The sequence below is a fragment of the Parabacteroides goldsteinii genome, assembly GCF_020091425.1.
Classification (GTDB): Bacteria; Bacteroidota; Bacteroidia; order Bacteroidales; family Tannerellaceae; genus Parabacteroides; species Parabacteroides goldsteinii.
Genome location: NZ_CP081906.1, coordinates 5,093,699 through 5,116,572 on the forward strand (window position 1 = coordinate 5,093,699; position 22,874 = coordinate 5,116,572).

Consider the following 22,874-nt stretch of genomic DNA (forward strand, 5'->3'; position numbering starts at 1 on the left):
TTAATAATTAAAAGTTAACATTCATTCCTATAGCAGCCGTACGCATTTGAGGATATAACCCTCCGGTTCCGGTATTCAGTTCCGGATCCCATAATTTGAAGCCGCTAAACGTCAGAAGATTGACACCCTGTATATAAAAACGTATTGTCGAAAGACCTATCTTTTGTATCAGTTCTTTAGGCAATGAATATCCTATCTCCGCATTTTTCAAACGGATATAGCTCATATCACGCCACCAATAGGAGGACTGTTGCTTATTATTGTCGAAAGCAGACATCCACATACGGGGATATTTCGCATTCGGATCCGGATTCCATTCAGTCCAACGGTTCTCTGCTACCTCTTCATAGAAGTTTCCAAGAGACAGAATACTGCCGTCACTACCGTACACCTGGCTTCCTCCGATCATACGCCCTACATGGGTAGCTCCCTGAAAGAATACGGATAAATCAAAACGCCTCCATCGCAGGCTCACACCGAAACCATAGTTGATCTCAGGGATTGTCGTATATCCCATCGGAACCCGGTCGTTTGAGTCGATAATCCCGTTCCCGTCTATATCCCGGTATTTGATATCTCCCGGACGTACCGGACCGAAGGTTTGTGTCGGACTGTTCGCTATATCTTTCTCCGACTCAAACAAACCAATAGCAACCAGCCCCCTATGTTGATCCATCGGAAAACCTACATCATTCAAATAAGGCCATTGCTGACTCGGTTTATCATCATACAATACTTTATTACGGTTAAAGGTAAAGTTTCCACGTCCGGATATATATAACTCATCATTTACCTGCTGTTCATATTCCAGCGTCATATCTATCCCCTGATTCTGCATCTTACCTAAATTCACATACTGCGTCACGTTAATACCGACTACCGAAGGAATACTTTGTTGCTGAATATAAATACCTTCGCGTTTTTCTTTAAAATAATCGGCACTCAGTTTAATACGATGGAACAGTCCCAATTCAAAACCGACATCCGTCTTCTTGGCAGTTTCCCAGGATACATTCGGGTTACCGGGATGTCCGGTTGCGATACCTCCGATCCACTTTGCCTGATCACGTCCGAAATTCCAACCTCCCGTATACTGCATCTCGGTATTATACGCAAAACGACGATCACCGCCGATCTTATCATTTCCTATCTCTCCATAAGAACCTTTAATCTTCAATAAAGAGATCACAGATGACAGGGGTTTCCAGAAATCTTCATTGCTGATCATATAGCCCAAAGCACCTGAAGGGAAAAAACCGAAACGTTTTCCAGGAGCGAAGTTTTCAGAACCATTATAACCAAAATTAAATTCAGCGAAATACTTATCCCTGAAGGAATAGGCAGCACGACCTGCAATACCGATATTTCTATTGGCAAAAGCTGCAATATAATCAGTCGGGAAATTGTTGGTATATTCCCGGATATTGAATAAAAACAGGCCGTTCACCCGATGATCATCGTTGAATACCTGATCATAAGTAAGCGATGTTTCAAAATTCCAGGTTTGTGCCCCTCTGTTAGAACGAGCCAGAGAAAGAAAATCATTACCGTCGCGGTTCTGATGTAAAATCAGATTTCCTTCCTTATCCCTTCCCAGGGCATCGTACGTAACCGGCGACTTACGTTTATCCAGCGTCGATTCATTACGGGCATCCCACGAGAATTTTGCATTTCCTTTCAAGCCGGGAGTAATGAATGAAAAATCCTGTGTCAAGCTGATCAAAGATTGAGCATTGTTCCAGAAGTCAGCGGAATAACCCGTATAGTTCAAGTCCAGATAAGGATTAGTACCTACAATAGGACGGGATAAACTACCATCTGAAAATACAGGCACAACAGCAACAGAAGGGACAGCCAGCGTGTTATTATAGACACTTTCCATTGCAACTCCCAAACGGTTCTTTACCTCATATTGGTTCGACAACGAAAGGCTCAGTTCAGTCAGCCGTGTCACATTGATATCAACATTGGCCCGAAAATTGATTTTCTTATATCCGACCTGAGGATCATACTGAGGATTCTTTACCGGTTTAAAAATGCCATTCTCACTATAAAACGAACCGGCAACATAATAGCGGACACTTTTTCCACCTCCCGAAACATTTACATTCGCACGGATATTGTTGGATATATTGCGGAAAGTTGTATCCCACCAGTCCACATTCGGATATAAATCAGGATCCGTATGATTGACGTGTTTATCATATTCTACCGGCTGATAAGCCAGTTGTCCGTTCCCCTGCAATGTGATATCATTATAATAGTCCATCCATTGGGAGGCATTCGCCATTTTAGGTGTTACGGTCGGATTAGAAATCCCATATTCCACCCGGGCATTGATAGCAGGCTTGGCTTCCCTTCCTCGCTTTGTCGTAATCAGAACAATCCCGTTTGCACCACGAACTCCATACAAAGCCGTAGCTGTCGCATCCTTCAATATTGAAAAAGTAGCAATATCTTCCGGATCAACCAAATCCATCGAACGTTCTATTCCATCCACCAGTATAAGCGGTGTATTGTTTGCCCCGAAAGAACTAATACCCCGTATCCAGAAATCTGCTCCGGCACCAGGCTCACCGGTACGTTGTATGGCAACGATACCGGCCATCTGTCCGGCCAGGCTTGTACTCAGTTTCGCAACCGGTACCTGAAGTTGTTCGGAGGTGATAGTTGATATAGCACCTATCACACTGGCTTTCTTTTGCTTACCATAAGCTACAACGGTCACTTCTTCCAGTTCATCGGCCTTTGGCTTCATTCTGATCACAACATCGTTTTGATTACCGATAACGATTTCCTGATCTTCCATCCCCAAATAAGAAATGACCAGTTTATCCGATTTATTTACTTCCAGTTCAAAAGAACCGTCCAGGTCAGTCGTCACCCCGCGGGTACTTCCTGCAACCAGGATAGCCGCTCCCGGCAAAGGTTCGCCCAAATCATCCAGTACCTTTCCCCGAAAAGAACTTCTGTCCTGGGCTTTCAATGGCAATGGGCCGATCAAACCGGTATTCTTTTTCTTTGATATAAATATCTGGCGGTCTTTAATTACATAGGTATTATCTGTTCCTGTAAACAACTGATTTAATATAATATCCACAGTCTGATCAGTGATATCTAATTTCACTTTCCGGTTTACATCCAATATACCGTCATAATAGAAAAAAACATATTCACTTTGCTTTTCTATTTCAGAGAAGATCTCCTGCACTGTCTTATTATTCGCTTTCAAAGACAATGTCGCCGATTGCGAATAAGTACTGCTGGCCAAACTTGCATTTATTCCTAAGATCAGGAATAGGGCAGCGATTTTCATAATTCGATATTTAATACTCCAGGAATTGGAGAATCGTTTATTTACCATATCTTTGTATTGATTTTTAAATGGTTATTTTCAACTAGTTAATTTAGAGATCCAACCGGATAACATGGCAGTGTTATCCGGTTTTGTTAGTATTTACAGATCTGTCATTTTTCCATCCGAGCTTTTTCCATAGGCTTTCCAATTTAAGTTGTTAACATATATGTTAAAAAAATAATAACCTAATATACAATCTTTTATCTGCCTTCTTTGACTACTATATACTCTTCATCTATTTTCTTATAGAGAATCGGGGCTGTTTGGCTCAGCCCATCCAGGACAACCTCCAGATCCTCCTGCATATCAAGTTTTCCCGAGCATTTTAAATCTGCCACATCAGATTTATAGCTGATCTTTTTTCCATAGTAACGGGATAAACGATCCAGGATTACTGACAAATGTTCACTTCTGTATGTATATAACCCATCTTTCCATAAAATATAATCATTCACATTAACCTCCTTTATGTCACATTCTCCCTGGTTATAAGAGAACATTCTGTTAGGTTCCAAACGGAAATCTTCGTCATCCTTAGTATCCACCTGTACAGCCCCTGTAACCAGGACAACTGAAGAAGATTCGTCCGTTTCGTATGCCATTACATTAAAAGAAGTACCCAAAACCTGTACATCTATCTCTTTCGTTTTTACGATAAAAGGCCTTTTTTTATCCGGTGTCACTTCCAGAAAAACTTCGCCATTTACATAGATCTCCCTTTTTTTATCAGCGAATGTAACCGGGTACACAATCCGGCTGCCGGCATTCACCCAGAGTTTAGTCCCATCTTCTAAAATCAGGGTGGAACGTTTTCCATTCGGGACAATCAACTGATTAAACTCTGACAACCGTTTAGAGGTATTGGCAGAATTCAAAGATACATCAGCAATCTTTTCCGAATTAACGGCCACTGTCCCTTTCGCATCATATTCGATTTGAGATTCCTGTCCGCTAATCGGAATCAGCTTGTCGGATAAAACCAATTGTATCTCTCCCTCATCCGGAGTGACAGCCATTTCCCGGGCAACAGCTTCTACATCCGGAGTCTCATTTACATTGGTATATATATATGAAATAGAGAATATAATCAAAACAGCGACACTAGCGGCAGCCATCCACATAAAAGAACGAAAGCGACGGCTACGTTGCAGTTGCAGAATCTTATTCGAATCCTTGATCTTTGTCCATAATAAATCCTGCCGTTCATTAGTCATTTGTTCTTTTTTTACCTTTATGGAACGCAAAAAGAATATAGCTAACTGATATTCCTGTTCATCCAGTCCGTCTACAACCTGTCTTTTCCAGAAATTGATCGTATCCAACGTCGGAGAAGTATTGGACTCGATAAAAAAATCATCTTCCAACAATTTTTCCGCAGTATATTTTGTATAATCTTTATTCATTGTTCCAATAACGTTTTTCTTTCAAAACACAGGTTTCGATCATTTATACTCACTTTTTCTTATAAAAATAAAAAGGGATGACCATATGATCACCCCTCCTATTCCAGTTATTATAATAAAATCTTATTTCACTTCCCAAACTTCACCCTTCATTAAGAAGTCTTTCAGTTTACGGGTAGGATTCTTTGCCTGTACCTCTTCAATCTGTTGATGAACGGCTTCATCGTATACCGGAGCATCCACATCGCGGATAACACCCAGGGCAATAGGCATATCATCTTTCATCATAGCCAGCATCATATGAAGTGTCGTATCTTTTTCATGGGCATCATGAACCAGCACATCATCCATTGTGTAGCCACCTTCACCGATCGTAACGGCTTTCAGTTTAAGACCATCCAACACAAGACCTTTGTTACCTTCTTTTCCGAAAATCATCTTTTCGCCGTGGCGAAGGAAGATGGTACGGTCTGCACGATATTCCTTATCAACGATACTCTTATGAATGCCGTCATTGAAAATTACACAGTTTACCAGCACTTCCGTGACAGAAGCACCTTTATGGCGTGCAGAAGCAGCCAATACTTCAGTTGTATTCTTCAAATCCACATCGATCACCCGGGCAAAGAAGTTTCCGCGTGCTCCCAAAGCCAGTTCAGCCGGGATAAACGGGTCTTCCACTGTTCCGTAAGGAGAACTTTTAGAAACGAAGCCACGTTCGGAAGTCGGGGAGTATTGTCCTTTGGTCAGACCATAAATTTTATTGTTGAAAAGAACTATGTTCAGGTCGACATTACGACGTACGGCATGGATAAAATGGTTACCACCGATAGCCAGACAGTCGCCGTCGCCGGTGATCAGCCAGACACTCAGGTCGGGACGGGCAGTCTTCACACCTGTTGCTATTGCAGCACCACGTCCGTGGATGGTATGGAAACCGTATGTATTCATATAATAAGGTAAGCGGGAAGAACACCCGATACCCGAGATAACGGCCATATTATGAGGAGCCACTCCTACTTCCGCCATCGCTTTGTGTAAGCAGTTCAATACGGCATGGTCTCCACAACCCGGACACCAACGTACATACTGGTCGCTTTTATAATCTTTCGGTTCGAATTTTATATCTGTCATTTTTTAAGCCTCCAATATTTTAGTGAATTCCTCAACTAATCTCGCAACAACGAAAGGCTGTCCTTTCACGCGGTTGAATCTGTACGGATTGAATCCGGGAACTTTACCACGCAGGTAGTTGGCAAACTGTCCGTTATTCTGTTCAGCAACAACCACTTTCTTATATTTGGAAAGTACCTCTGCCGTATTCTTCGGAAGCGGACTGATAAATTTGAAGTGGGCCAAAGCTACTTTCTTGCCTTGTTCATGCATTGTTTCCATTGCTTCATACAGATGACCGTATGTACCGCCCCAGCCTACCAGCAACAGGTCGGCATCGGGATCTCCGAGCACTTCCAGTTCCGGGATAAAATCAGCAATTTTGTCGATCTTTGCCTGGCGGGTGGTAACCATCTTCTGATGGTTGATAGGATCGGTCGAGATAGCACTTGTATCGTAATCTTTCTCCAGACCTCCCAAACGGTGTGCAAATCCTTCCATACCCGGGATAGCCCAGTAACGAACCTGTGTATCTTTATCACGACGATATGCCTTCCAGGGCTTTTCTCCCTGATAGTTGGACACGTAGTTCGGTTTGATTTCCGGATAGTTGTCCAGGTCAGGTAATCTCCAGGCAGACGAACCGTTTGCAATGAAAGCATCCGTCATCAGGATAACCGGAGTCATATGTTCTACAGCCAGCTTACCAGCCCAGTAAGCTGCATCGAAACAGTCTGTCGGAGTAGAAGCGGCAATCACTACCAGCGGACTTTCACCGTTACGTCCGTAAAGCGCCTGCATCAGGTCGGTCTGCTCACTCTTTGTCGGCATACCTGTTGATGGACCTCCACGCTGTACGTCGATGATAACCAGCGGCAATTCAGCTATTACAGCCAGACCGATCGCTTCACTCTTCAACGCCAAACCCGGACCGGAAGTCGATGTAGCAGCCAGACAACCGGCAAAACTACCACCGATAGCCGTACAAATACCGGCAATTTCATCTTCAGCCTGAACGGTAATTACGCCCAAATCTTTCCGTTTAGATAATTCATGCAAAATATCAGTCGCCGGAGTAATAGGATAACTACCCAGGAAAAGTTGCAGGCCGGCTTTTTCGGCAGCAGCAATCAGACCGTAGGAAGTAGCCTTATTTCCATTTACATCCGTATAGAATCCCGGTTCAGCTTTCTTACTTTCAATACGATAAGTAGAAACTGACGCATGGATATTGTGACCATAGTTATAACCGTCTGTCAACGCCTTGATATTAGCCTGTGCGATCACCGGCTTCTTGGCGAATTTATTCTGAAGCATGTTCATGGCTTCTTCCAGAGGACGGTCAAACAACCAGCAAACAAGGCCCAGGGCAAACATATTCTTTGAACGGAGCGCAGACTTGTTATCCAAACCAAACTCTGCCAAACCGTCTTTCACCATCGTAGAGATCGGGGCAGCGACAACCTGCACACTGTTCAGACCCAGTTCTTTGAACGGATCGTCCGTTGTGTACAAAGCCTTATCCAGATCACTCTTCTTGAATGAATCGGTATCGATAATAACAATTGCATTTGGTTTGATATGCTTCACATTCACTTTCAGAGCGGCGGGATTCATAGCGACTAAAACGTCCGCCTTATCACCAGGAGTAAAAATTTTACGTGATCCCAGATGCACCTGGAATCCTGATACACCACTCAGTGTTCCCTGAGGAGCACGTACTTCCGCCGGATAGTCGGGAAATGTAGAAATCTCATTTCCAAAAATAGCCGACAGATTAGAAAAGATCGTTCCGGTTAACTGCATACCGTCTCCGGAGTCACCCGAAAAACGGATCACAACCTTCTCCAACGTTGTTACTTTTGTTTGTTCTGCCATAATTATTTATATTAGCTTAATCGCTTGTTTGTAGTTAGATTTCCGCAAAGTAAAGAATAAACTTGGCTTGTTCAAAACTTTTGAGGCTTAAAAAGCAGAAAGATATAGATCCAGGTTATTTGATGATAAATTAAAATGATTAGACACGTAATTGTTTACAGGTTTCCCACAATACATGTAAACACCTGAACGAAAGCCATCATCCGACTTTATCATATTCTGGACTGTCCCGGCATCTCCCAAAGCAAGAAAGATGGGTACAAATATATTACTGAAAGCCATCGAGGTGGTACGTGCCACCCGATTACTTATATTAGGTATACAATAATGTAATACACCGTATTGCTCAAAAACGGTCGGATCGGATTTAGCCAGACAGCAGGTTGTCTCGAAACAACCACCCTGACTGATACGCAGATCAATCACCAGAGAACCCCGTTTCATAGTCCTGACCAATTCTTCCGCAATCACATAACGGTAACGTGTATTGATATACCGCATAGCTCCGATCACTACATCCGCCGTACGGAAAGCATTATGTAATACATTCGGATGAAAAGTCGAAGTAAACAAACCTTGCCCCAATACTTGCTGAATCGTGCGCAGCTTGTTGATATCATCATCGAAAACCTTAACAGATGCACCTAGCGCCAAAGCAGCACGGGCAGCCACGGTTCCTGCATTTCCTGCACCGACGATCACAATCTCAGTCGGTGACACTCCAGGGATTCCTCCCAGCAAAATACCTTTTCCTCCCTGGGTATTACTCAACAATTCGGAAGCAATGGTAATAGAAGCTGTCCCTTCTATCTCTGAAATAACATTCAGGATAGGACATCTTTTCTGATCGTCCGACATCAGTTCATAAGCGATTGCCGTAATGCGTTTGGCCATCATCAGTTCAAAAGCTTCCTGAGCAAACAGATTGAGTTGCACCATGGAGAAGACAGTAGAACGAGGTTTCATCAACAGGATTTCCTGAGGTAAAGGAGGAAGTATCTTCAGAATGATATCAGCCTGGAAAACTTCGGCCGGAGTAGCGACAATCTCGGCACCAGCCTCGGAATAGTGATTATCGGAGTAATTGATCCCCAACCCGGCACCCGACTCTACCAATACACGATGTCCGCGATCGGTCAACATGTCAACAGCCTCAGGAGTAAGCGCAAGCCGCTTTTCCCCCTCTTTCCGTTCACAAGGGATACCAATCAGTAAACGATTACCTACCTTATTCAATTCCTTCAACAGTTCCTGGGTAATATATGAACCCTGAAGCTGTTTGTCTCCTGTTGCTTCCATAATACGATTCCACGGCCGGCAATTCCTAACTGCCTTACATTATATATTATACTATTTTTTCCAATGCTTCCGAAATCTCATGCACATCCGTTTCCGTCAACATCACTTCGGCATCAAACACGATTGAAGCTTTCATATAATGGGGAGTTCTTTTCTCCAGGCTTTCGGCAATAAATGCAACCAACTCATCACCGGAACGTCCTTTCAGTACGGGGCGAGTCGATTTACAGATTTCAAGACGTTTAGCCAACTCTTCCACCGACACCTTCAGATAAACGGTTGAGCCTGTTTCGTTCATAAACTCCATATTGTCAAAAAAGCAGGGAGCACCACCGCCAGTGGAGATCAGTACATCTTCAAACATGGCCACTTCGTGGAGCATCCGCCGTTCAATATCACGGAAAGCCTCCTCCCCTTTTTCAGCAAATATCTGCCCGACCGTTTTATGGTAGCGGGCTTCTATGTAACAGTCCAGGTCAATAAAAGAAAGCCCCATTCGTTTGGCCAGGTCTTTGCCGACCGTCGTCTTTCCGGCTCCCATATAACCTATCAAAAAAATACGCTTCATCTCGTATATGATTGTTTACCGCAAATGTAAAGTTTTTTTTCTTCATTACTTTTCTTTCAATAGAAAAGTAACAAAATATTACCTTTGCAAATCATATCCGAAGAATATAGAAGATGGCGAAGAACAAATATTATGTCGTGTGGAAAGGACTTAACCCAGGTGTTTACGACAACTGGGCAGAGTGTAAAATGCAGGTGGAAGGACAAGAAGGAGCGAAATACAAATCGTTCGAAACCCGCGAAGAGGCCGTTGAAGCCTTTGAGAAAGGATATACGCATTACCTGAAAACTGCTTCGTCAGCCAAAGCTGCCGCCAATCTGGCACCGAAAGCACCTGTCGGAAAACCGATCAACGAAAGCCTGGCGGTAGATGCCGCCTGTAGCGGAAATCCGGGGGATATGGAATACCGGGGTGTTTACACAGCCACCGGACAAGAGATTTTCCATATCGGACCTTTGAAAAAAGGGACAAACAACGTCGGCGAGTTTCTGGCACTCGTTCATGGTCTGGCACTGTTAAAGCAGAAAGGAAGCAACCTGCCTATTTATTCGGATAGCCGTAATGCGATCAGTTGGGTCAAAAAGAAGAAATGCAAGACTCTGCTGGAACGTGAACCTGTCAACGAGCAAATCTTCGATCTGATCGAACGTGCCGAGAAATGGCTGAATACAAACACCTATACTACAACGATCCTGAAATGGGAGACTTCGGTGTGGGGGGAAATTCCGGCTGATTTCGGACGGAAATAACAGAAAAATCCTCCTTCAAGATGGTTTTCAGAAACAGCGGATATAGGCCAACGAAAAACTATCGTAAAGATAATCTTGTATACCGTGTTTATAACCGAAAGAGATAATGTTCTTTTTTATCTCATAATTGAGTTTTGAGCGGACAATCATCGGTTTGTCCCCGTCTCCTCTGTACCCCCTTATGCCTGTATAGTCACAATTCAATGTAAAACCACGATAAGTAGCCTGTGCCCCTATCGCATATGTCAAAGCATCATTCTGCCGATGTATCAGATCGTTCGTCATCCAGCAGTAAAAACCGGCCATTCCCTGTAAACGGACAGAGGCATTTTTTTCCGGATTCTGCCACAACGTCCGTCCGATATTACAATCGAACCAATAAGTAGCCGCATCTGTATAACGGGCATCACACAAACGTCCCCCACTGGCTGTTCTCAGAGTTGCATTTACCACGATATCCACCCATTTCTCACTTTTCAGCACCTGATAATGGCAACTCAATATAAAATCCCCATGACAAGGGATCGGAGATTTCACATCGACAGCATTACGCTCGTCACGCACTTCCGGTGATGTTTCGTACCATTCCTGAATCACCCCGTAAAGCGATACACCGGCACGTCCTTTGGCTATAGGGATATACAAACGGGCAAAAACGTCTTTCGTCTTATCCCCGGTCATTTTATGATATTCACCTCTTAATTCGACCTCCCAGCGCGGAGATAACTTCCCGCCCATCAATTCCGGAAAAGGGAAGGCATTCGCACCAAAATAACGGGGAGAATACTTTAACAAGGGTATTTTATCCCTCCAATCTGCATTGGCAGGAAAGATTGTAAAAAAGCTACAGCAAAAAATAAGGAGGGAAAAAAGTATGTTTGTTTTCATTCTATAATGTTGTGGATTTATATTTACAACCGATCGTCCACCCATTCCGGATTCAGACAACCTTTTACATCATATACTACGTGATTTTCACTAACAAGCGACGGGATGTCAAGTTCCAGAAATTCTTTATGAGCCACAGCCAGTACAATCACATCATACTTCCTGCCTTCGGATAAAGACCCGGTCAACTCTATTCCGTATTCATCCCGGACTTCTTCCGCACGAGCCCAAGGATCATACACAGAGACATTGATGCCGTAATCTTTCAATACACGGACAACATCCCCTACTTTTGTATTCCTCACATCCGGACAATTTTCCTTGAAGGTAAAACCCAACACCAGCACTTCCGCATTCTTAACCGGTACATCCTTTTTAATCATACATTTCACCACACGGTTGGCTATGTATTCGCCCATCGTATCATTGATACGACGCCCATACAGGATCAGGCCGGGATGATATCCGTAATCCTGCGCTTTCCGGATCAGGTAATAAGGGTCGACACCAATGCAGTGACCTCCAACCAACCCCGGTCTGAACGGCAGAAAGTTCCATTTCGTTCCAGCAGCAGCCAACACTTCGTTTGTATCTATATCCAACAGATGGAAAATTTTAGACAACTCGTTTACAAAAGCAATATTAATATCCCTCTGCGTATTTTCAATCACTTTAGATGCTTCTGCCACACGGATACTGGATACCGGAAATGTTCCGGCAGTAATTACAGAACGGTATAGCGCATCTACCTTCTCCGCCGCATCCGGTGTGGAGCCGGAGGTTACTTTCATAATTTTCTCTACCGTATGTTCCTTATCCCCCGGATTGATACGCTCAGGAGAATAACCGGCAAAAAAGTCTTCATTATATACCAATCCTGAAGTCTTTGCAAGAATCGGAACGCATTCCTCTTCTGTAATGCCCGGACAAACAGTTGATTCATAGATAACAATATCCCCTTTTGATAATGCACGCCCAACTGTTTCACTGGCCTTATATAAAGGAGTCAAATCCGGACTATGATGACTATCTACAGGAGTAGGCACAGCTACTATAAAATAATTACATGACTGAAGATCAGAAGGAGCAGATGTAAAATAGAGCCCTGTTTCATCAAATTCCGGTAAGTGAGACAATAAAACAGATTTCAGTTTTCCGTCAGAGACTTCCATCGTTATATCCTGCCCTTTCTTTAAGGCCTCAACCCGATCCTGCTTAATGTCGAAACCAACAACCGGATATCTGGTTGCGAACAAATGCGCTAACGGTAACCCGACATATCCCAGGCCAATAATTGCAACCTTTATATTTTCCATTTATTTTATTCTTCTTTTCCGTTCTGAAATGATAGGCAAAGATACAACTTATTTCTGTATATTTATTTATACGCCAACACTGTAAACGTCTGTCAATATCCGTACAAATTAGTTTAAACCTCAATACAAGTAATTTAATATCATATCTTTGTATCAGATATTTACGTAGAGCATCTGTTTACCTATAGAGTTGATTAAAGAAATAGAAGATGAATTGCAGAGCTGATATTGATCTTATTTTACCTTGCTATAACCCACCTTCCGGCTGGGAGCAAAAGGTTATCAGGAAATTCAAAGAGATACAATCCTTGTTTAATCCTGTAAATTTTCACTTGCTTATTGTCAGTGACGGTTCTAAACGCGGATACGAACCGGAAGTAGTTGCCGCATTAAAAAACGGAATCCCCGGAGTCCAAGTAATTGACTATCGTCCCAACAGAGGGAAAGGATACGCTCTGCGTGAAGCCGTGCGGCATTGTCAATCGGAATATATCATATATACCGACTATGACTTCCCCTACACAGATAGTTCTTTCAGACAGGTAATCAACACATTACTCAACGGAGCAGATATCGTTGTTGCCATAAGGGACAGGAATTACCAAAAAAATTTACCGCCTTTCCGGAGGTTTCTTTCCGAATCGTCCCATATATGCAACGCTGTTTTCCTTCGTTTAAAAATACATGATACTCAAGGCGGACTCAAAGGATTCAACCGCTCAGGCAAAAGGATTTTTTTATCAACAAAAGTTAATAGCTTCTTGTTTGATACTGAGTTCATATACAAGGCTCAACGGAAAAAAATGAACATACAGGCCGTACAGTCACGTATCAGGGATGGCTTAACAGTATCCGACATGGGATTCAAAGTGCTAAAACGTGAAATAGTAAACTTTTTTTCAATTTTACTCAGCAATGATCTTACTCAGTTTTGATATTGAAGAATTCGATGTTCCCCTGGAACATGGGATAGAAGTGCCATTTGAACAACAAATGGCTGTGTCTATCGAAGGGACCAGAAAGATATTGGCTTGCCTTAAAAGACACCAGATACATGCCACTTTCTTCTGCACGGCCAATTTCGCTGCTCACGCTCCCGAAATCATCGAGAACATCCTACAGGACGGTCATGAGATCGCCTCACACGGATACTATCATTCTTCATTTGAAATGGAAGATTTGAAACGCTCCCGCGAATTTCTTGAGCAACAAACCGGGCAGCCTGTAAAAGGATTCCGTATGGCACGTATGATGCCGATCGATGAAAAAGAAATAAAAAAAGCAGGATATACATATAATTCTTCATTAAACCCGACATGTATTCCAGGAAGATACAACCACCTGGATAAACCCCGCACGTGGTTTTACAAAGATGACGTCCTGCAACTTCCTGCATCTGTTTCTCCTGTTTTCCGTTTTCCTCTATTCTGGCTGGCCTACCATAACCTCCCGGCTAAAGTCTATCGGTGGTTATTTCAGAGAACGTTGAAACACGATGGCTACATTGTTACTTATTTTCACCCCTGGGAATTTACCAATCTGAAAAAATGGAATTTACCATTTATCATAACCAATCATTCGGGAGAAGGTATGATAAAACGATTGGACGATTTGATATCCTTCTCTATAAAAAAGGACTATACTTTTATGACCTTTTCTTCATTTCAACAAAACATAATACAAAATGGGAATAGTAAGTAGCAGACCTCAAATAAACAGTAAACTCAAATTTGTAACCTCCTTTCTACATAATCCTAAACTGAAAGAAAACAAAACTATTCTTGCGATATGGCTGGTTACAGCAGCAATTACAGTTATAGCCAAGTTGATTATCGGAAAGTTCAACAATTACAAGATATTTGAAGGTGTTTACAATCACGCGATACACGGACTCACATTATACGGTCCTTATCCTGAAGAATATGGCGACGTCAATCTTTACGGAATCATATTCAGTTTTATCATTTCACCTTTTGCCATTCTCCCCCAGTGGTTGGGAATGGTATTATGGGTAATGGCCAATACAGCCCTGCTATTTTACGCCATACAGCAACTGCCCCTGTCAAAAAATCAAAAAGCGATAATATGCTGGACTGCTTATATCGAATTGATAACAGCCCAGTTAGTCCAGCAATTCAATATATCTGTCGCTGCCTTTATCCTGTTGGCCTTTGCTTTTATCGAAAAGAAAAAAGATTTTTGGGCAGCATTTGTCATATTGCTCGGTACATTTGTAAAAATATATTCAATTGTCGGACTGGCTTTCTTCTTTTTCTCAAAACACAAGATAAAATTCTTACTATCTTGTTTATTTTGGACGATCCTTTTATTCATATTCCCGATTCCTTTCTTTGGATTGGAATATACGATGAGCCAGTATCAGGATTGGTTTATAGCCATCACTGAGAAAAACTCACATAATATGTTCGCCATTTCACAGAATGTATCTTTACTGGGATTAGTCAGGAGGGTATCCGGAAATCCCGATTACAGCGACTTATGGCTGATAGTTCCCGGACTCATTTTATTTTTTATTCCATATCTGCGTATCAGGCAATACAAAAGTCTCTCTTTCCGTTTCCTGCTACTAGCCAATGTACTGCTTTTCACAGTTTTGTTCAGTTCCGGAAGCGAGGCTAGTTCTTATGTAACGGCCATGCTCGGAGTAGGTATCTGGTATGTCAACTCACCTGCTTCAAATAAAAAACTGAACTATTGGTTGCTTATACTTACCATTATCGTCGTCGCTATTTCTACAACGGAATTAACACCCCCCTTTTTCCGAAGGGCTATAGTTCATCCATATGTAGTAAAGTCATGGTTCTGTATTCTGGTCTGGCTAAAGATTTGTTATGAAATGATTTTTCTTACATTCGATCAGAAATCACTCAACCATGATTAGATCAAATTATTTAGTTTTAGTTATCTTTGGACGCAATAACAAGTTATAGTAGTAAATTGTGGAGTTAGTAAAAGTAATCATACCCATCTATAAAAATACGTTCACTGCGACGGAAAAACGTTCGTTGATGCAGGCATACGATATTTTAAAGGCTTATCCGCTGGTTGTAATAAAGCCCGAGTCTTTGGACCTTTCAGAACTACAGGCTGAATTTCCCAGATTGACATTTACGTCATTCGATGATGCTTATTTTAAAGGGATCAGTGGTTACAACCGGTTAATGCTTGCTTCCGGTTTTTACGAACGGTTCCTTGACAGCACTTATATACTGATCTACCAACTGGATGCCTTTGTTTTCCGGGATGAATTAAAGGAATGGTGCTGCAAAGGCTATGATTACATCGGTGCTCCCTGGCTGCAAAAACCGGTATATCGCTTTCCCATTATCTCCGCCATTATGCATCTGGCACATATGTACCACCGGCAAAAAGGAGAGCCATCCAAACAAGACCTCTACAACAAAATCGGGAACGGAGGATTATCATTACGCAAAACCGACAGCCACTACCGGGTAACCCGCGAACAGGCAGACCGTATCAATTTCTACCTGGCGCAAGACCGGCATCACCTCTATAATGAAGACGTGTTCTGGGCAACAGAAGCAACAGGGTTCATTTATCCGGAAGCTATGGAAGCAATCCGATTCGCCTTCGATAAATATCCGGCTTACTGTTATAAGCTGACCGGCGGGCAGTTACCTTTCGGATGCCATTCATGGTATAAACGGAAAATGAAAAAGTTCTGGCAACCGATTATCCATTTTTAGATATCCCAAGCCGATAAGAGTCTTTTCAGACTCTCCGTATCCAATTTTTTTCTACCGTTTGAATAATGCAAAACGAACCACAAGGCATATATGCTTTAAAAATCGCTCAATTTTTCTACCGAAGCGACGTTTTCGCCAACTGCCATACACCTGATGGCAGGCAAAAGCCTCAGGATATCTGATTGTTTTACACGGAGAAACGTAGCAACTTGGATAGATAATTATATCATCTCCCAAACGCTGCTCGACATCTTCCCGCTTATATCCTTTTTTCTCAGCAATCATCGTCATAATCTTGGGTGAGATCAACATATCGAAAGATCCGTCAGGCAATAGAAAATGACGTTGGTTGTAATATTCAAAAACCTCCTTACAATAAGCATTTCCCTGTTCTCCAATCAGGAAAGCAGCCTGTAAAAAAAGCGTACCCCACAACTCATTAAACGTTGCAAAACCATGCTGAGGTATAAAAGAGTCGAAGCGTTTCTCTACAAGCATATCGCTATCCATGTATATTCCTCCCTCTTTATAAATCGCATAAAAACGTACAGCATCTGCCGCAAAAGCCCATTTCTTAGCACGCAATGCCTCCGCTATAAAATCACAGCCAATAGCCATCGCATCAGCATAGGTCCAGCGCCTTACCGTATAATCCGGCAATATTCGTTTCCAACTTGCCAAACAGATTTTTATTTCAACAGGAAAAGGATCATCACTAAACCAGCACAAATGAATTACTTTCGGAATCATACATATATAGTTTATAATATGAAAAGAATGCCTATCTCTTCTCTCTTTTACCCCACAAAGGTAGAGAATGGATTCTTAGTTGCAAAATATTCAGTAAGAATATGCATGTCTTCCAACCTACCATACAAAAGAAAATCATTATCTTTGTCCGGATATTATGTGCAGACAGAATTCATCTCATTCCAAGAATAAATATAATAAACCTATCAAAACAGATCAATCATGTTCGCTTTATCTTCTTTTTACAAATGTCGGATTTTACCCCACGGCCTCCGCAGAAAATTATTCAGAAAAGTCATCCTGTCTTATTTCGATTCTCTTCCGCAAAATTCATTATCCAATGAGCAGAAAGAAGCAATCGGATACTTAAGATCACATCCTATAACAACATTTCTTTCATCATTTACGGAACAGTACAAAGCGAAAGACATTCAGGTTTTCACGGATGACGACTCTCAGCTAAAATACGTCCTGCACGAAGAGAAAAGACTTTATTTCAAACGTAAATGGTCCGTAAAGCGGATACAGCGTGCCTACAACGCCCTGCAAGCGGAACAAGACATAGCTTCTCCTCACCGTTATACCGATGGAAATTTCAATGTTAAAGACAATGATATTCTATCAGATATCGGAGCTGCGGAAGGGAATTTTTCGCTCAGTGTAATAGATAAAGTACAACATGTTTATCTTTTTGAAACAGATAACGACTGGATAGAGGCTCTGGAAAAAACATTTGAACCCTGGAAAGAGAAAGTATCCATTATTCACAAATTTGTCGGAAATAAAGATACCGATACCTGCATAACTCTCGATTCGTTTTTCTCTGACGACTCCTCTGTGAATTTTATAAAAGCCGATGTTGAAGGAGCAGAACGAGATCTATTGTACGGGGCAAAACGTCTGATAAATGAAAATAAATCCATGCAAATTGCGTTATGTACTTATCACCGGCATGATGATGAAGTTGTATTAACGGACATATTGCAGGGTAACGGATTCAAAACAAGTTTTTCAAAAGGCTACATGATCTACACACACAATCATGACATGCAGCCCCCTTATTTACGCAGAGGATTAATCAGAGCATCTAAATAAATTATTACTCTATATGCTAAAGAAACTGACTACAGCCATCGCGAATTATTATTATTTCCTCAAAGGAAAGATAATGCCATCCCACATATCAAACGGGAAGGACATCCCTATTATCATCAATAACTTCAACCGGTTGACAACACTCATCCAATTGACGGACAGTCTGACTTCAAGAGGATATACGCGTATTTATATATTGGATAACGCTTCAACCTACCCGCCTCTGCTGGAATATTACCAGACATGCCCCTTTACCGTATTCCGGCTTAAAGAGAACCTCGGATTCAAGGCTTTGTGGAAATCAGAGTTGAAGAAGAAATTTTGTAATGATTATTATATCTATACGGATTCGGATGTCATCCCCATAGCTGATTGCCCGGACGATTTCATCGATTATTTCCTGAAAGAGCTGAAAGCGCATCCGTTTGCCCGCAAAATCGGTTTTTCATTACGGATCGATAATCTGCCGGATCAGTACGAGCATAAGCAAAAAGTAATTGACTGGGAAAAACAATACTATGCCCGTCCGGCCCAAAACGGTTTATTCCGGGCTCCCATCGATACGACTTTCGCCCTTTACCGACCACATGTCGGACTGAGCAGAAGCCGGTCGGTTGAGGCATACCGCACGGCATACCCTTATCAGGCTGAACATAAGCCATGGTATAACGATTCTAAAAATCTGTCGGAAGAAGAATCATATTATATCAGCCACTGCTCACAGATAACAGGCTGGACCTCCCAATCACAAAAAAAAGAGGATCAATCCTCCTGAGAACTTTCAGGAAAGACTTTACGGAAATCAAACGGCAATATGCAAGAGGTATAAATCCGGATACGTTTTTTATGGAAACGATCTCGCACAGCCTTCGTGAAAAGAGGACAATGGCTGAACAGATTCGCCATGACGTATTGGAAATAAGGTTGGGTAAACCAATTTCCACCCTCTTTCCTCCAGGCTTTACATGCCAGATGGGAAGCGTACTTTTTATAAACACGATCACTGTATTGATTAGTCTGCCGTACAAAAGAGTCCTCATCCAACCCGCGAATCCGTGCATATTCACGGGTGACGCATGACAATGCTTCACGGGAAATGGCCAACCGTGAAAAGTTCCTGATCGCATCCCGTACTGTTATTTTCTTAAATTGCATCCGGTTGATATCTACCAGAGTGAAACGAAAAGTTTCCTGTTCCTTATAATACAGGATATTTCCCGGTGATAAATCTATATGAAAAATTCCAGCCTGATGCAGACTGGCTATAAAAACACCTAATGCAGTCAACAAGGTTTTATCCTTCAGCTGTCCGTTCATGTATTCCCGGATATCGGAAGCTCCGCTATACGCAGAAACACTATAGCTATGGCTCAACAGGCCATGTTTATATTCTTCTATGTATCCAAGAGGTTCCGGCGTGTTGCTCCCCCGCTTCAATATCTCGAAAGCATATTCATACGAACGCCTGGCCTTTGATTTTCGGAATAATGTATAAACAACCCGATTGACAAAGAACGGGACCTTGAAACTCTTCACCACCAGTTCACATCCTTCGATATTAAACCGCTTCAACACGTTTCGTCCCTCATATATCGTGGTTCCTTCCGTCTCAAAACGGTCGGATAAATGACAAAAAAAATCTGCCAGGAAAGGATATGCCGGATTCGTTACTACTTTCATTTCTGCAAGGTGGAATTTATCTTATCCACAATCATCTCCGGCGTAATCTGTGTCATGCACGCCCAATCCCCCCGGAAACAAGGCTTCTGGCCGAAGACAGAACAGGGACGACAAGGAAGATCGAGTTGAACGGCATTTTTCGGGTCCTGATGATAACCGTAAAATCCGGCATAGGGATGCGTTGCTCCCCAAACCGAAATCACTTTTGTATCGACCAGAGAAGCGAAATGCATATTGGCAGAGTCCATACAAAGCAATACGTCCAACCGACTGATCAAGGCAAGTTCATTATCCAGCGAATAACGACCGACGACACTTTTTACACGAGGATACTGGAATGCCCATTGCTCCAAAACAGCTTCTTCATAACCACGACCTCCCAACAGAAAGATCGTATAATCTTCATTTTCCGACAAGCGGGCGACAACCTGTTCCATATCGTCCACCGGATAGATTTTTCCGCGATGCTTGGCAAACGGGGCAATTCCGATCCATTTACCGGTTTTTGTTCCGGCCACGGCTTCCATAGCCGACAGATCGGCCGGCTTCGATTCATAAAGGGATGTGAAAGTTTCCGTATAGTTCAGACCGGCAGCACGGAATACATCGGCATAGCGTTCTATCACCGGACGCAAGGGTTTCAGTTCCTTATGAGTACGCTCGGTCAGCCGTTTCCGTTCCTTCCTTGCTTTATCAACAACATAAACCTTTTTCCCTTTTATCCGGAACATACCTCGGATAATCATGGTACGGATCACATTATGCAAATCCAATACGACATCATACTCATACTTGACCAACGCAGAGGCAAACCGGAGTAATCCGCCCAATGTCTTTTCTGCCGCCTTCGTATTGATACCGATCACGTCCACATTTGCCGGACGGTTCATAAAAACAGGTATTAGGAAAGCCTGCGTAAGTACAGTAAACGTATGTTGGGGGTTTGCTTTGGCGGCAGAGTAGATCACTGGAACCGTCATAGCAACATCGCCAATAGCAGAAAGTCTTATAACAAGTATTTTTGCCATGTAATGAATTTAATACATTTTCATGATTCGTAACTTCTATCAATACGGTTCACAAAGATATAAATTATTTCCGGAATAAGTTATCTGAATTCATTACATGCCGTTGTCATATTGTCACGGCAATCATTGTTACGACAGGATATTATCGTATTTATCAAAATGTCAAATTATCCCTATCACCAATAAGCTGTATGTAGTCCTGACCAGACACAGCACTTTTTATCTCACCCAGGAGAAGATAGAAAATATCCTTATTCAAACTTTCACTATACAAATACAGCTTTTTGATCCATCAATAGTCTATACCCATAAATGACGATATAAAAGATTAAATAAATATATGAATTAGATATTTAAACCCAATACAACTTTTCGCTTCATCTGGAATCTAAATCTGCTTTACAGCATAGTTTTTAAAGGGAAAAAGGCTCATCAAAAAAGTTTCACCGACTGAATTTAACAAATATTTCGTCTTAAATAAACCCTCATCTCATTTAAAATGAAAAAAAATTCGTTTTAAACGAGATGACAATTTATTTAAAACGGTGATTGGAAATTCATATAAATAGGCATAGTGTTAAATATTGTATATTTAGCTATTCTATTTCCATTATTCTGACAGACATTACAGTCACAGCAACCGCTTAAAACAAGACAATAAGATATGTTATTCCTAAAAACAACATCAATTTGCCATCAAGACCATTCAGTATAATTCGCTTTAGCGACAGAGAAAATCATCGAAACCAGGTAAAACACCCCATGCAGAGAGTCGCATAATAAGTATTTTGCCATTTCATTCCGTTTTATTTTTTCCCGTACAACACAGGGTTTAATGCCGGGTCATTGTACATTTTCATTTGTTTATACACTTTCATGTACTTACGTCCGGCTTTAATATCAGCCAGTAGCTGGTCCAAAGCCGTTGACAGGTCAACCTTCTGTTCCAGCAACACGTTCAGCTTTTCTTCGCATTTCGCTTTATGCTCGGGAGTTGCATCGGGACGGTTAGCCTCTTCGGCCATATGATAAATCTTCAATGTCAGGATAGACAACCGGTCGACCGCCCATGCCGGACTTTCCGTATTGATCGTCGCATCCGGCAATACTTTCACTTCTTTGTATTTATCCAGAAAGAAACTGTCGATCAATTCCACCAAGTCGGTACGATCCTGATTAGACTTGTCTATACGGCGTTTGATAGCCACTGCCTCCACCGGATCGATTGCCGGATTACGGATGATATCTTCCAGATGCCACTGTACCGCATCAATCCAGTTTTTCAAATAAAGATAGAACTCTATACTTTTTACCTCATACGGATTATGCATGGTTGCATCCACATCATCAGAAACATGATACGCTTTCGTAGCCTGTTCAAATATCCGGTAACACTGTTCGCTGAAATTCATAAATAATCGTTTTGCTTTCTGTAAATACTGTTGACAAAGGTAGAAAATCTTTTCAGAAGAGCAAGTAGTAATCCCCCAACCGCTATAAACTATAGAAGCCGAAAATTTATCTGGGGGGAAAATAAACCGGAATGAACCAGTTACTTCTTAACAGATTCCCATGTTCATCACTCGCCGGACTTACTTTTGCCGCTTTTATCAAACGCACGGCTTCCTCTTCCAACTCTTTAACTCCACACCCTTTGCCGACAACTTTAACTTGTGTAGCAGTGCTGTCTTTCTCGATGATCGCATTTATCAAAACCATCTTCTCATCTTTCGAGTCCCAATTCTTATACTTATTATTGGTACGGAAATAACTTTCCCAATCCGTCAAAGAGGCTGTATAATAAGGTATACTCCAAACCGAATCAACTTCCGAAGCCTCTACATCTTTTTCTATACCCCCTTTAACCGGAGTAACTTTTAAACTCTGAAGTTCACTTTTAAGTTCTTTCTCATTGAGATTCACTTTATTCTGCGAACAAGCCATTAGGACACCCCACAACAGCAACAAAATAGATTCAAATACCTTCATAACTACTTTATTTTAGGTAACTATATATCACT

20 protein-coding genes are annotated in these 22,874 nt (G+C 41.9%); 7 read left to right on the forward strand and 13 right to left on the reverse strand.

The window, feature by feature from the left end:
- Nucleotides 1-7 precede the first annotated feature (7 nt).
- The 6 genes from K6V26_RS21410 to K6V26_RS21435 all read right to left on the reverse strand — a co-directional run bounded on the left by K6V26_RS21410 (nt 8) and on the right by K6V26_RS21435 (nt 9,619).
- Nucleotides 8-3,316 carry a TonB-dependent receptor gene (locus tag K6V26_RS21410; RefSeq protein WP_224263800.1) on the reverse strand — a complete coding sequence of 1,103 codons (3,309 nt, stop codon included), beginning with the start codon at nt 3,314-3,316 and terminating at the stop codon, nt 8-10.
- A 242-nt stretch (nt 3,317-3,558) separates the two neighbouring features.
- Nucleotides 3,559-4,761, reverse strand: a complete 1,203-nt coding sequence (locus K6V26_RS21415; RefSeq protein ID WP_046145727.1) for a FecR family protein — start codon at nt 4,759-4,761, stop codon at nt 3,559-3,561.
- Between the two features lie 123 nt (nt 4,762-4,884).
- Nucleotides 4,885-5,895 carry a 2-oxoacid:ferredoxin oxidoreductase subunit beta gene (locus tag K6V26_RS21420; protein WP_009860693.1) on the reverse strand — a complete coding sequence of 337 codons (1,011 nt, stop codon included), beginning with the start codon at nt 5,893-5,895 and terminating at the stop codon, nt 4,885-4,887.
- 3 nt (nt 5,896-5,898) lie between these two features.
- Nucleotides 5,899-7,752 carry a 2-oxoacid:acceptor oxidoreductase subunit alpha gene (locus tag K6V26_RS21425; protein ID WP_195585081.1) on the reverse strand — a complete coding sequence of 618 codons (1,854 nt, stop codon included), beginning with the start codon at nt 7,750-7,752 and terminating at the stop codon, nt 5,899-5,901.
- Between the two features lie 87 nt (nt 7,753-7,839).
- Nucleotides 7,840-9,051, reverse strand: a complete 1,212-nt coding sequence (locus tag K6V26_RS21430; protein ID WP_010801357.1) for an alanine dehydrogenase — start codon at nt 9,049-9,051, stop codon at nt 7,840-7,842.
- 46 nt (nt 9,052-9,097) lie between these two features.
- Nucleotides 9,098-9,619: a shikimate kinase gene (locus K6V26_RS21435; RefSeq protein ID WP_009860690.1), complete on the reverse strand. Its 522-nt coding sequence runs from the start codon at nt 9,617-9,619 to the stop codon at nt 9,098-9,100.
- Between the two features lie 113 nt (nt 9,620-9,732).
- Here K6V26_RS21435 and K6V26_RS21440 point away from each other — a divergent pair, with 113 nt between their 5' ends.
- Nucleotides 9,733-10,368: a ribonuclease H1 domain-containing protein gene (locus K6V26_RS21440; protein WP_009860689.1), complete on the forward strand. Its 636-nt coding sequence runs from the start codon at nt 9,733-9,735 to the stop codon at nt 10,366-10,368.
- Between the two features lie 27 nt (nt 10,369-10,395).
- Here the strand turns inward: K6V26_RS21440 and K6V26_RS21445 are convergent, their stop codons facing one another.
- Nucleotides 10,396-11,256 carry a hypothetical protein gene (locus tag K6V26_RS21445; RefSeq protein WP_046145731.1) on the reverse strand — a complete coding sequence of 287 codons (861 nt, stop codon included), beginning with the start codon at nt 11,254-11,256 and terminating at the stop codon, nt 10,396-10,398.
- A gap of 23 nt (nt 11,257-11,279) precedes the next feature.
- A complete protein-coding gene (locus K6V26_RS21450; RefSeq protein ID WP_046145732.1) occupies nt 11,280-12,572 on the reverse strand; it encodes a nucleotide sugar dehydrogenase in 1,293 nt (430 codons plus the stop codon).
- Nucleotides 12,573-12,781: 209 nt separating this feature from the next.
- On the opposite strand from K6V26_RS21450, the gene K6V26_RS21455 reads away from it, so the two are divergent.
- From K6V26_RS21455 to K6V26_RS21470, 4 genes are read left to right on the forward strand one after another with little or no spacing between them, the layout of a single operon-like run.
- The gene (locus K6V26_RS21455) at nt 12,782-13,507 is read left to right on the forward strand and encodes a glycosyltransferase (protein WP_224263802.1); all 726 of its coding nucleotides are present in this window, start codon (nt 12,782-12,784) and stop codon (nt 13,505-13,507) included.
- Nucleotides 13,488-14,273, forward strand: a complete 786-nt coding sequence (locus tag K6V26_RS21460; RefSeq protein WP_046145734.1) for a polysaccharide deacetylase family protein — start codon at nt 13,488-13,490, stop codon at nt 14,271-14,273. Before K6V26_RS21455 ends, K6V26_RS21460 begins: the two co-directional genes overlap by 20 nt.
- Entirely contained in the window at nt 14,257-15,474 is a 1,218-nt protein-coding gene (locus K6V26_RS21465) for a glycosyltransferase family 87 protein (RefSeq protein ID WP_224263803.1), read from the forward strand. The genes K6V26_RS21460 and K6V26_RS21465 overlap by 17 nt, the downstream gene beginning before the upstream one ends.
- A gap of 58 nt (nt 15,475-15,532) precedes the next feature.
- Nucleotides 15,533-16,300 (forward strand): DUF5672 family protein, encoded by a 768-nt coding sequence (locus tag K6V26_RS21470; protein ID WP_224263804.1) that lies wholly within the window; start codon nt 15,533-15,535, stop codon nt 16,298-16,300.
- A gap of 51 nt (nt 16,301-16,351) precedes the next feature.
- Here K6V26_RS21470 and K6V26_RS21475 read toward each other — a convergent pair whose 3' ends face one another.
- The gene (locus tag K6V26_RS21475; RefSeq protein WP_122326751.1) at nt 16,352-17,050 is read right to left on the reverse strand and encodes a glycosyltransferase family 32 protein; all 699 of its coding nucleotides are present in this window, start codon (nt 17,048-17,050) and stop codon (nt 16,352-16,354) included.
- A gap of 222 nt (nt 17,051-17,272) precedes the next feature.
- Between K6V26_RS21475 and K6V26_RS21480 the strand changes: the two genes are divergently transcribed.
- Both K6V26_RS21480 and K6V26_RS21485 read left to right on the forward strand, forming a co-directional pair.
- Nucleotides 17,273-18,145: an FkbM family methyltransferase gene (locus K6V26_RS21480; RefSeq protein ID WP_009860681.1), complete on the forward strand. Its 873-nt coding sequence runs from the start codon at nt 17,273-17,275 to the stop codon at nt 18,143-18,145.
- A gap of 13 nt (nt 18,146-18,158) precedes the next feature.
- Nucleotides 18,159-18,920, forward strand: coding sequence for a glycosyltransferase (locus tag K6V26_RS21485; protein WP_224263805.1), 762 nt, complete (start codon nt 18,159-18,161; stop codon nt 18,918-18,920).
- On the opposite strand, the gene K6V26_RS21490 is transcribed toward K6V26_RS21485, so the two are convergent.
- The 4 genes from K6V26_RS21490 to K6V26_RS21505 form a co-directional block, all read right to left on the reverse strand.
- Nucleotides 18,908-19,825 (reverse strand): lipopolysaccharide kinase InaA family protein, encoded by a 918-nt coding sequence (locus K6V26_RS21490; protein ID WP_224263806.1) that lies wholly within the window; start codon nt 19,823-19,825, stop codon nt 18,908-18,910. The two genes, K6V26_RS21485 and K6V26_RS21490, sit on opposite strands and share 13 nt — an antisense overlap.
- Nucleotides 19,822-20,853: a glycosyltransferase family 9 protein gene (locus K6V26_RS21495; RefSeq protein ID WP_224263807.1), complete on the reverse strand. Its 1,032-nt coding sequence runs from the start codon at nt 20,851-20,853 to the stop codon at nt 19,822-19,824. The genes K6V26_RS21490 and K6V26_RS21495 overlap by 4 nt, the downstream gene beginning before the upstream one ends.
- 806 nt (nt 20,854-21,659) lie before the next feature.
- Nucleotides 21,660-22,265 (reverse strand): DUF4254 domain-containing protein, encoded by a 606-nt coding sequence (locus K6V26_RS21500; protein ID WP_046145740.1) that lies wholly within the window; start codon nt 22,263-22,265, stop codon nt 21,660-21,662.
- Between the two features lie 106 nt (nt 22,266-22,371).
- Nucleotides 22,372-22,842 (reverse strand): energy transducer TonB, encoded by a 471-nt coding sequence (locus K6V26_RS21505; RefSeq protein WP_224263808.1) that lies wholly within the window; start codon nt 22,840-22,842, stop codon nt 22,372-22,374.
- Between the last annotated feature and the right edge of the window lie 32 nt (nt 22,843-22,874).

Bases quoted from the DNA above. Each gene is read 5' to 3' on its own strand.
- K6V26_RS21495 (WP_224263807.1), bottom strand. From the start codon at position 20,853: ATGGCAAAAATACTTGTTATAAGACTTTCTGCTATTGGCGATGTTGCT.
- K6V26_RS21420 (WP_009860693.1), bottom strand. From the start codon at position 5,895: ATGACAGATATAAAATTCGAACCGAAAGATTATAAAAGCGACCAGTAT.
- K6V26_RS21430 (WP_010801357.1), bottom strand. From the start codon at position 9,051: ATGGAAGCAACAGGAGACAAACAGCTTCAGGGTTCATATATTACCCAG.
- K6V26_RS21465 (WP_224263803.1), top strand. From the start codon at position 14,257: ATGGGAATAGTAAGTAGCAGACCTCAAATAAACAGTAAACTCAAATTT.
- K6V26_RS21485 (WP_224263805.1), top strand. From the start codon at position 18,159: ATGCTAAAGAAACTGACTACAGCCATCGCGAATTATTATTATTTCCTC.
- K6V26_RS21460 (WP_046145734.1), top strand. From the start codon at position 13,488: ATGATCTTACTCAGTTTTGATATTGAAGAATTCGATGTTCCCCTGGAA.
- K6V26_RS21435 (WP_009860690.1), bottom strand. From the start codon at position 9,619: ATGAAGCGTATTTTTTTGATAGGTTATATGGGAGCCGGAAAGACGACG.
- K6V26_RS21415 (WP_046145727.1), bottom strand. From the start codon at position 4,761: ATGAATAAAGATTATACAAAATATACTGCGGAAAAATTGTTGGAAGAT.
- K6V26_RS21505 (WP_224263808.1), bottom strand. From the start codon at position 22,842: ATGAAGGTATTTGAATCTATTTTGTTGCTGTTGTGGGGTGTCCTAATG.
- K6V26_RS21445 (WP_046145731.1), bottom strand. From the start codon at position 11,256: ATGAAAACAAACATACTTTTTTCCCTCCTTATTTTTTGCTGTAGCTTT.
- K6V26_RS21455 (WP_224263802.1), top strand. From the start codon at position 12,782: ATGAATTGCAGAGCTGATATTGATCTTATTTTACCTTGCTATAACCCA.
- K6V26_RS21490 (WP_224263806.1), bottom strand. From the start codon at position 19,825: ATGAAAGTAGTAACGAATCCGGCATATCCTTTCCTGGCAGATTTTTTT.
- K6V26_RS21450 (WP_046145732.1), bottom strand. From the start codon at position 12,572: ATGGAAAATATAAAGGTTGCAATTATTGGCCTGGGATATGTCGGGTTA.
- K6V26_RS21425 (WP_195585081.1), bottom strand. From the start codon at position 7,752: ATGGCAGAACAAACAAAAGTAACAACGTTGGAGAAGGTTGTGATCCGT.
- K6V26_RS21410 (WP_224263800.1), bottom strand. From the start codon at position 3,316: ATGAAAATCGCTGCCCTATTCCTGATCTTAGGAATAAATGCAAGTTTG.
- K6V26_RS21480 (WP_009860681.1), top strand. From the start codon at position 17,273: ATGTTCGCTTTATCTTCTTTTTACAAATGTCGGATTTTACCCCACGGC.
- K6V26_RS21500 (WP_046145740.1), bottom strand. From the start codon at position 22,265: ATGAATTTCAGCGAACAGTGTTACCGGATATTTGAACAGGCTACGAAA.
- K6V26_RS21475 (WP_122326751.1), bottom strand. From the start codon at position 17,050: ATGATTCCGAAAGTAATTCATTTGTGCTGGTTTAGTGATGATCCTTTT.
- K6V26_RS21440 (WP_009860689.1), top strand. From the start codon at position 9,733: ATGGCGAAGAACAAATATTATGTCGTGTGGAAAGGACTTAACCCAGGT.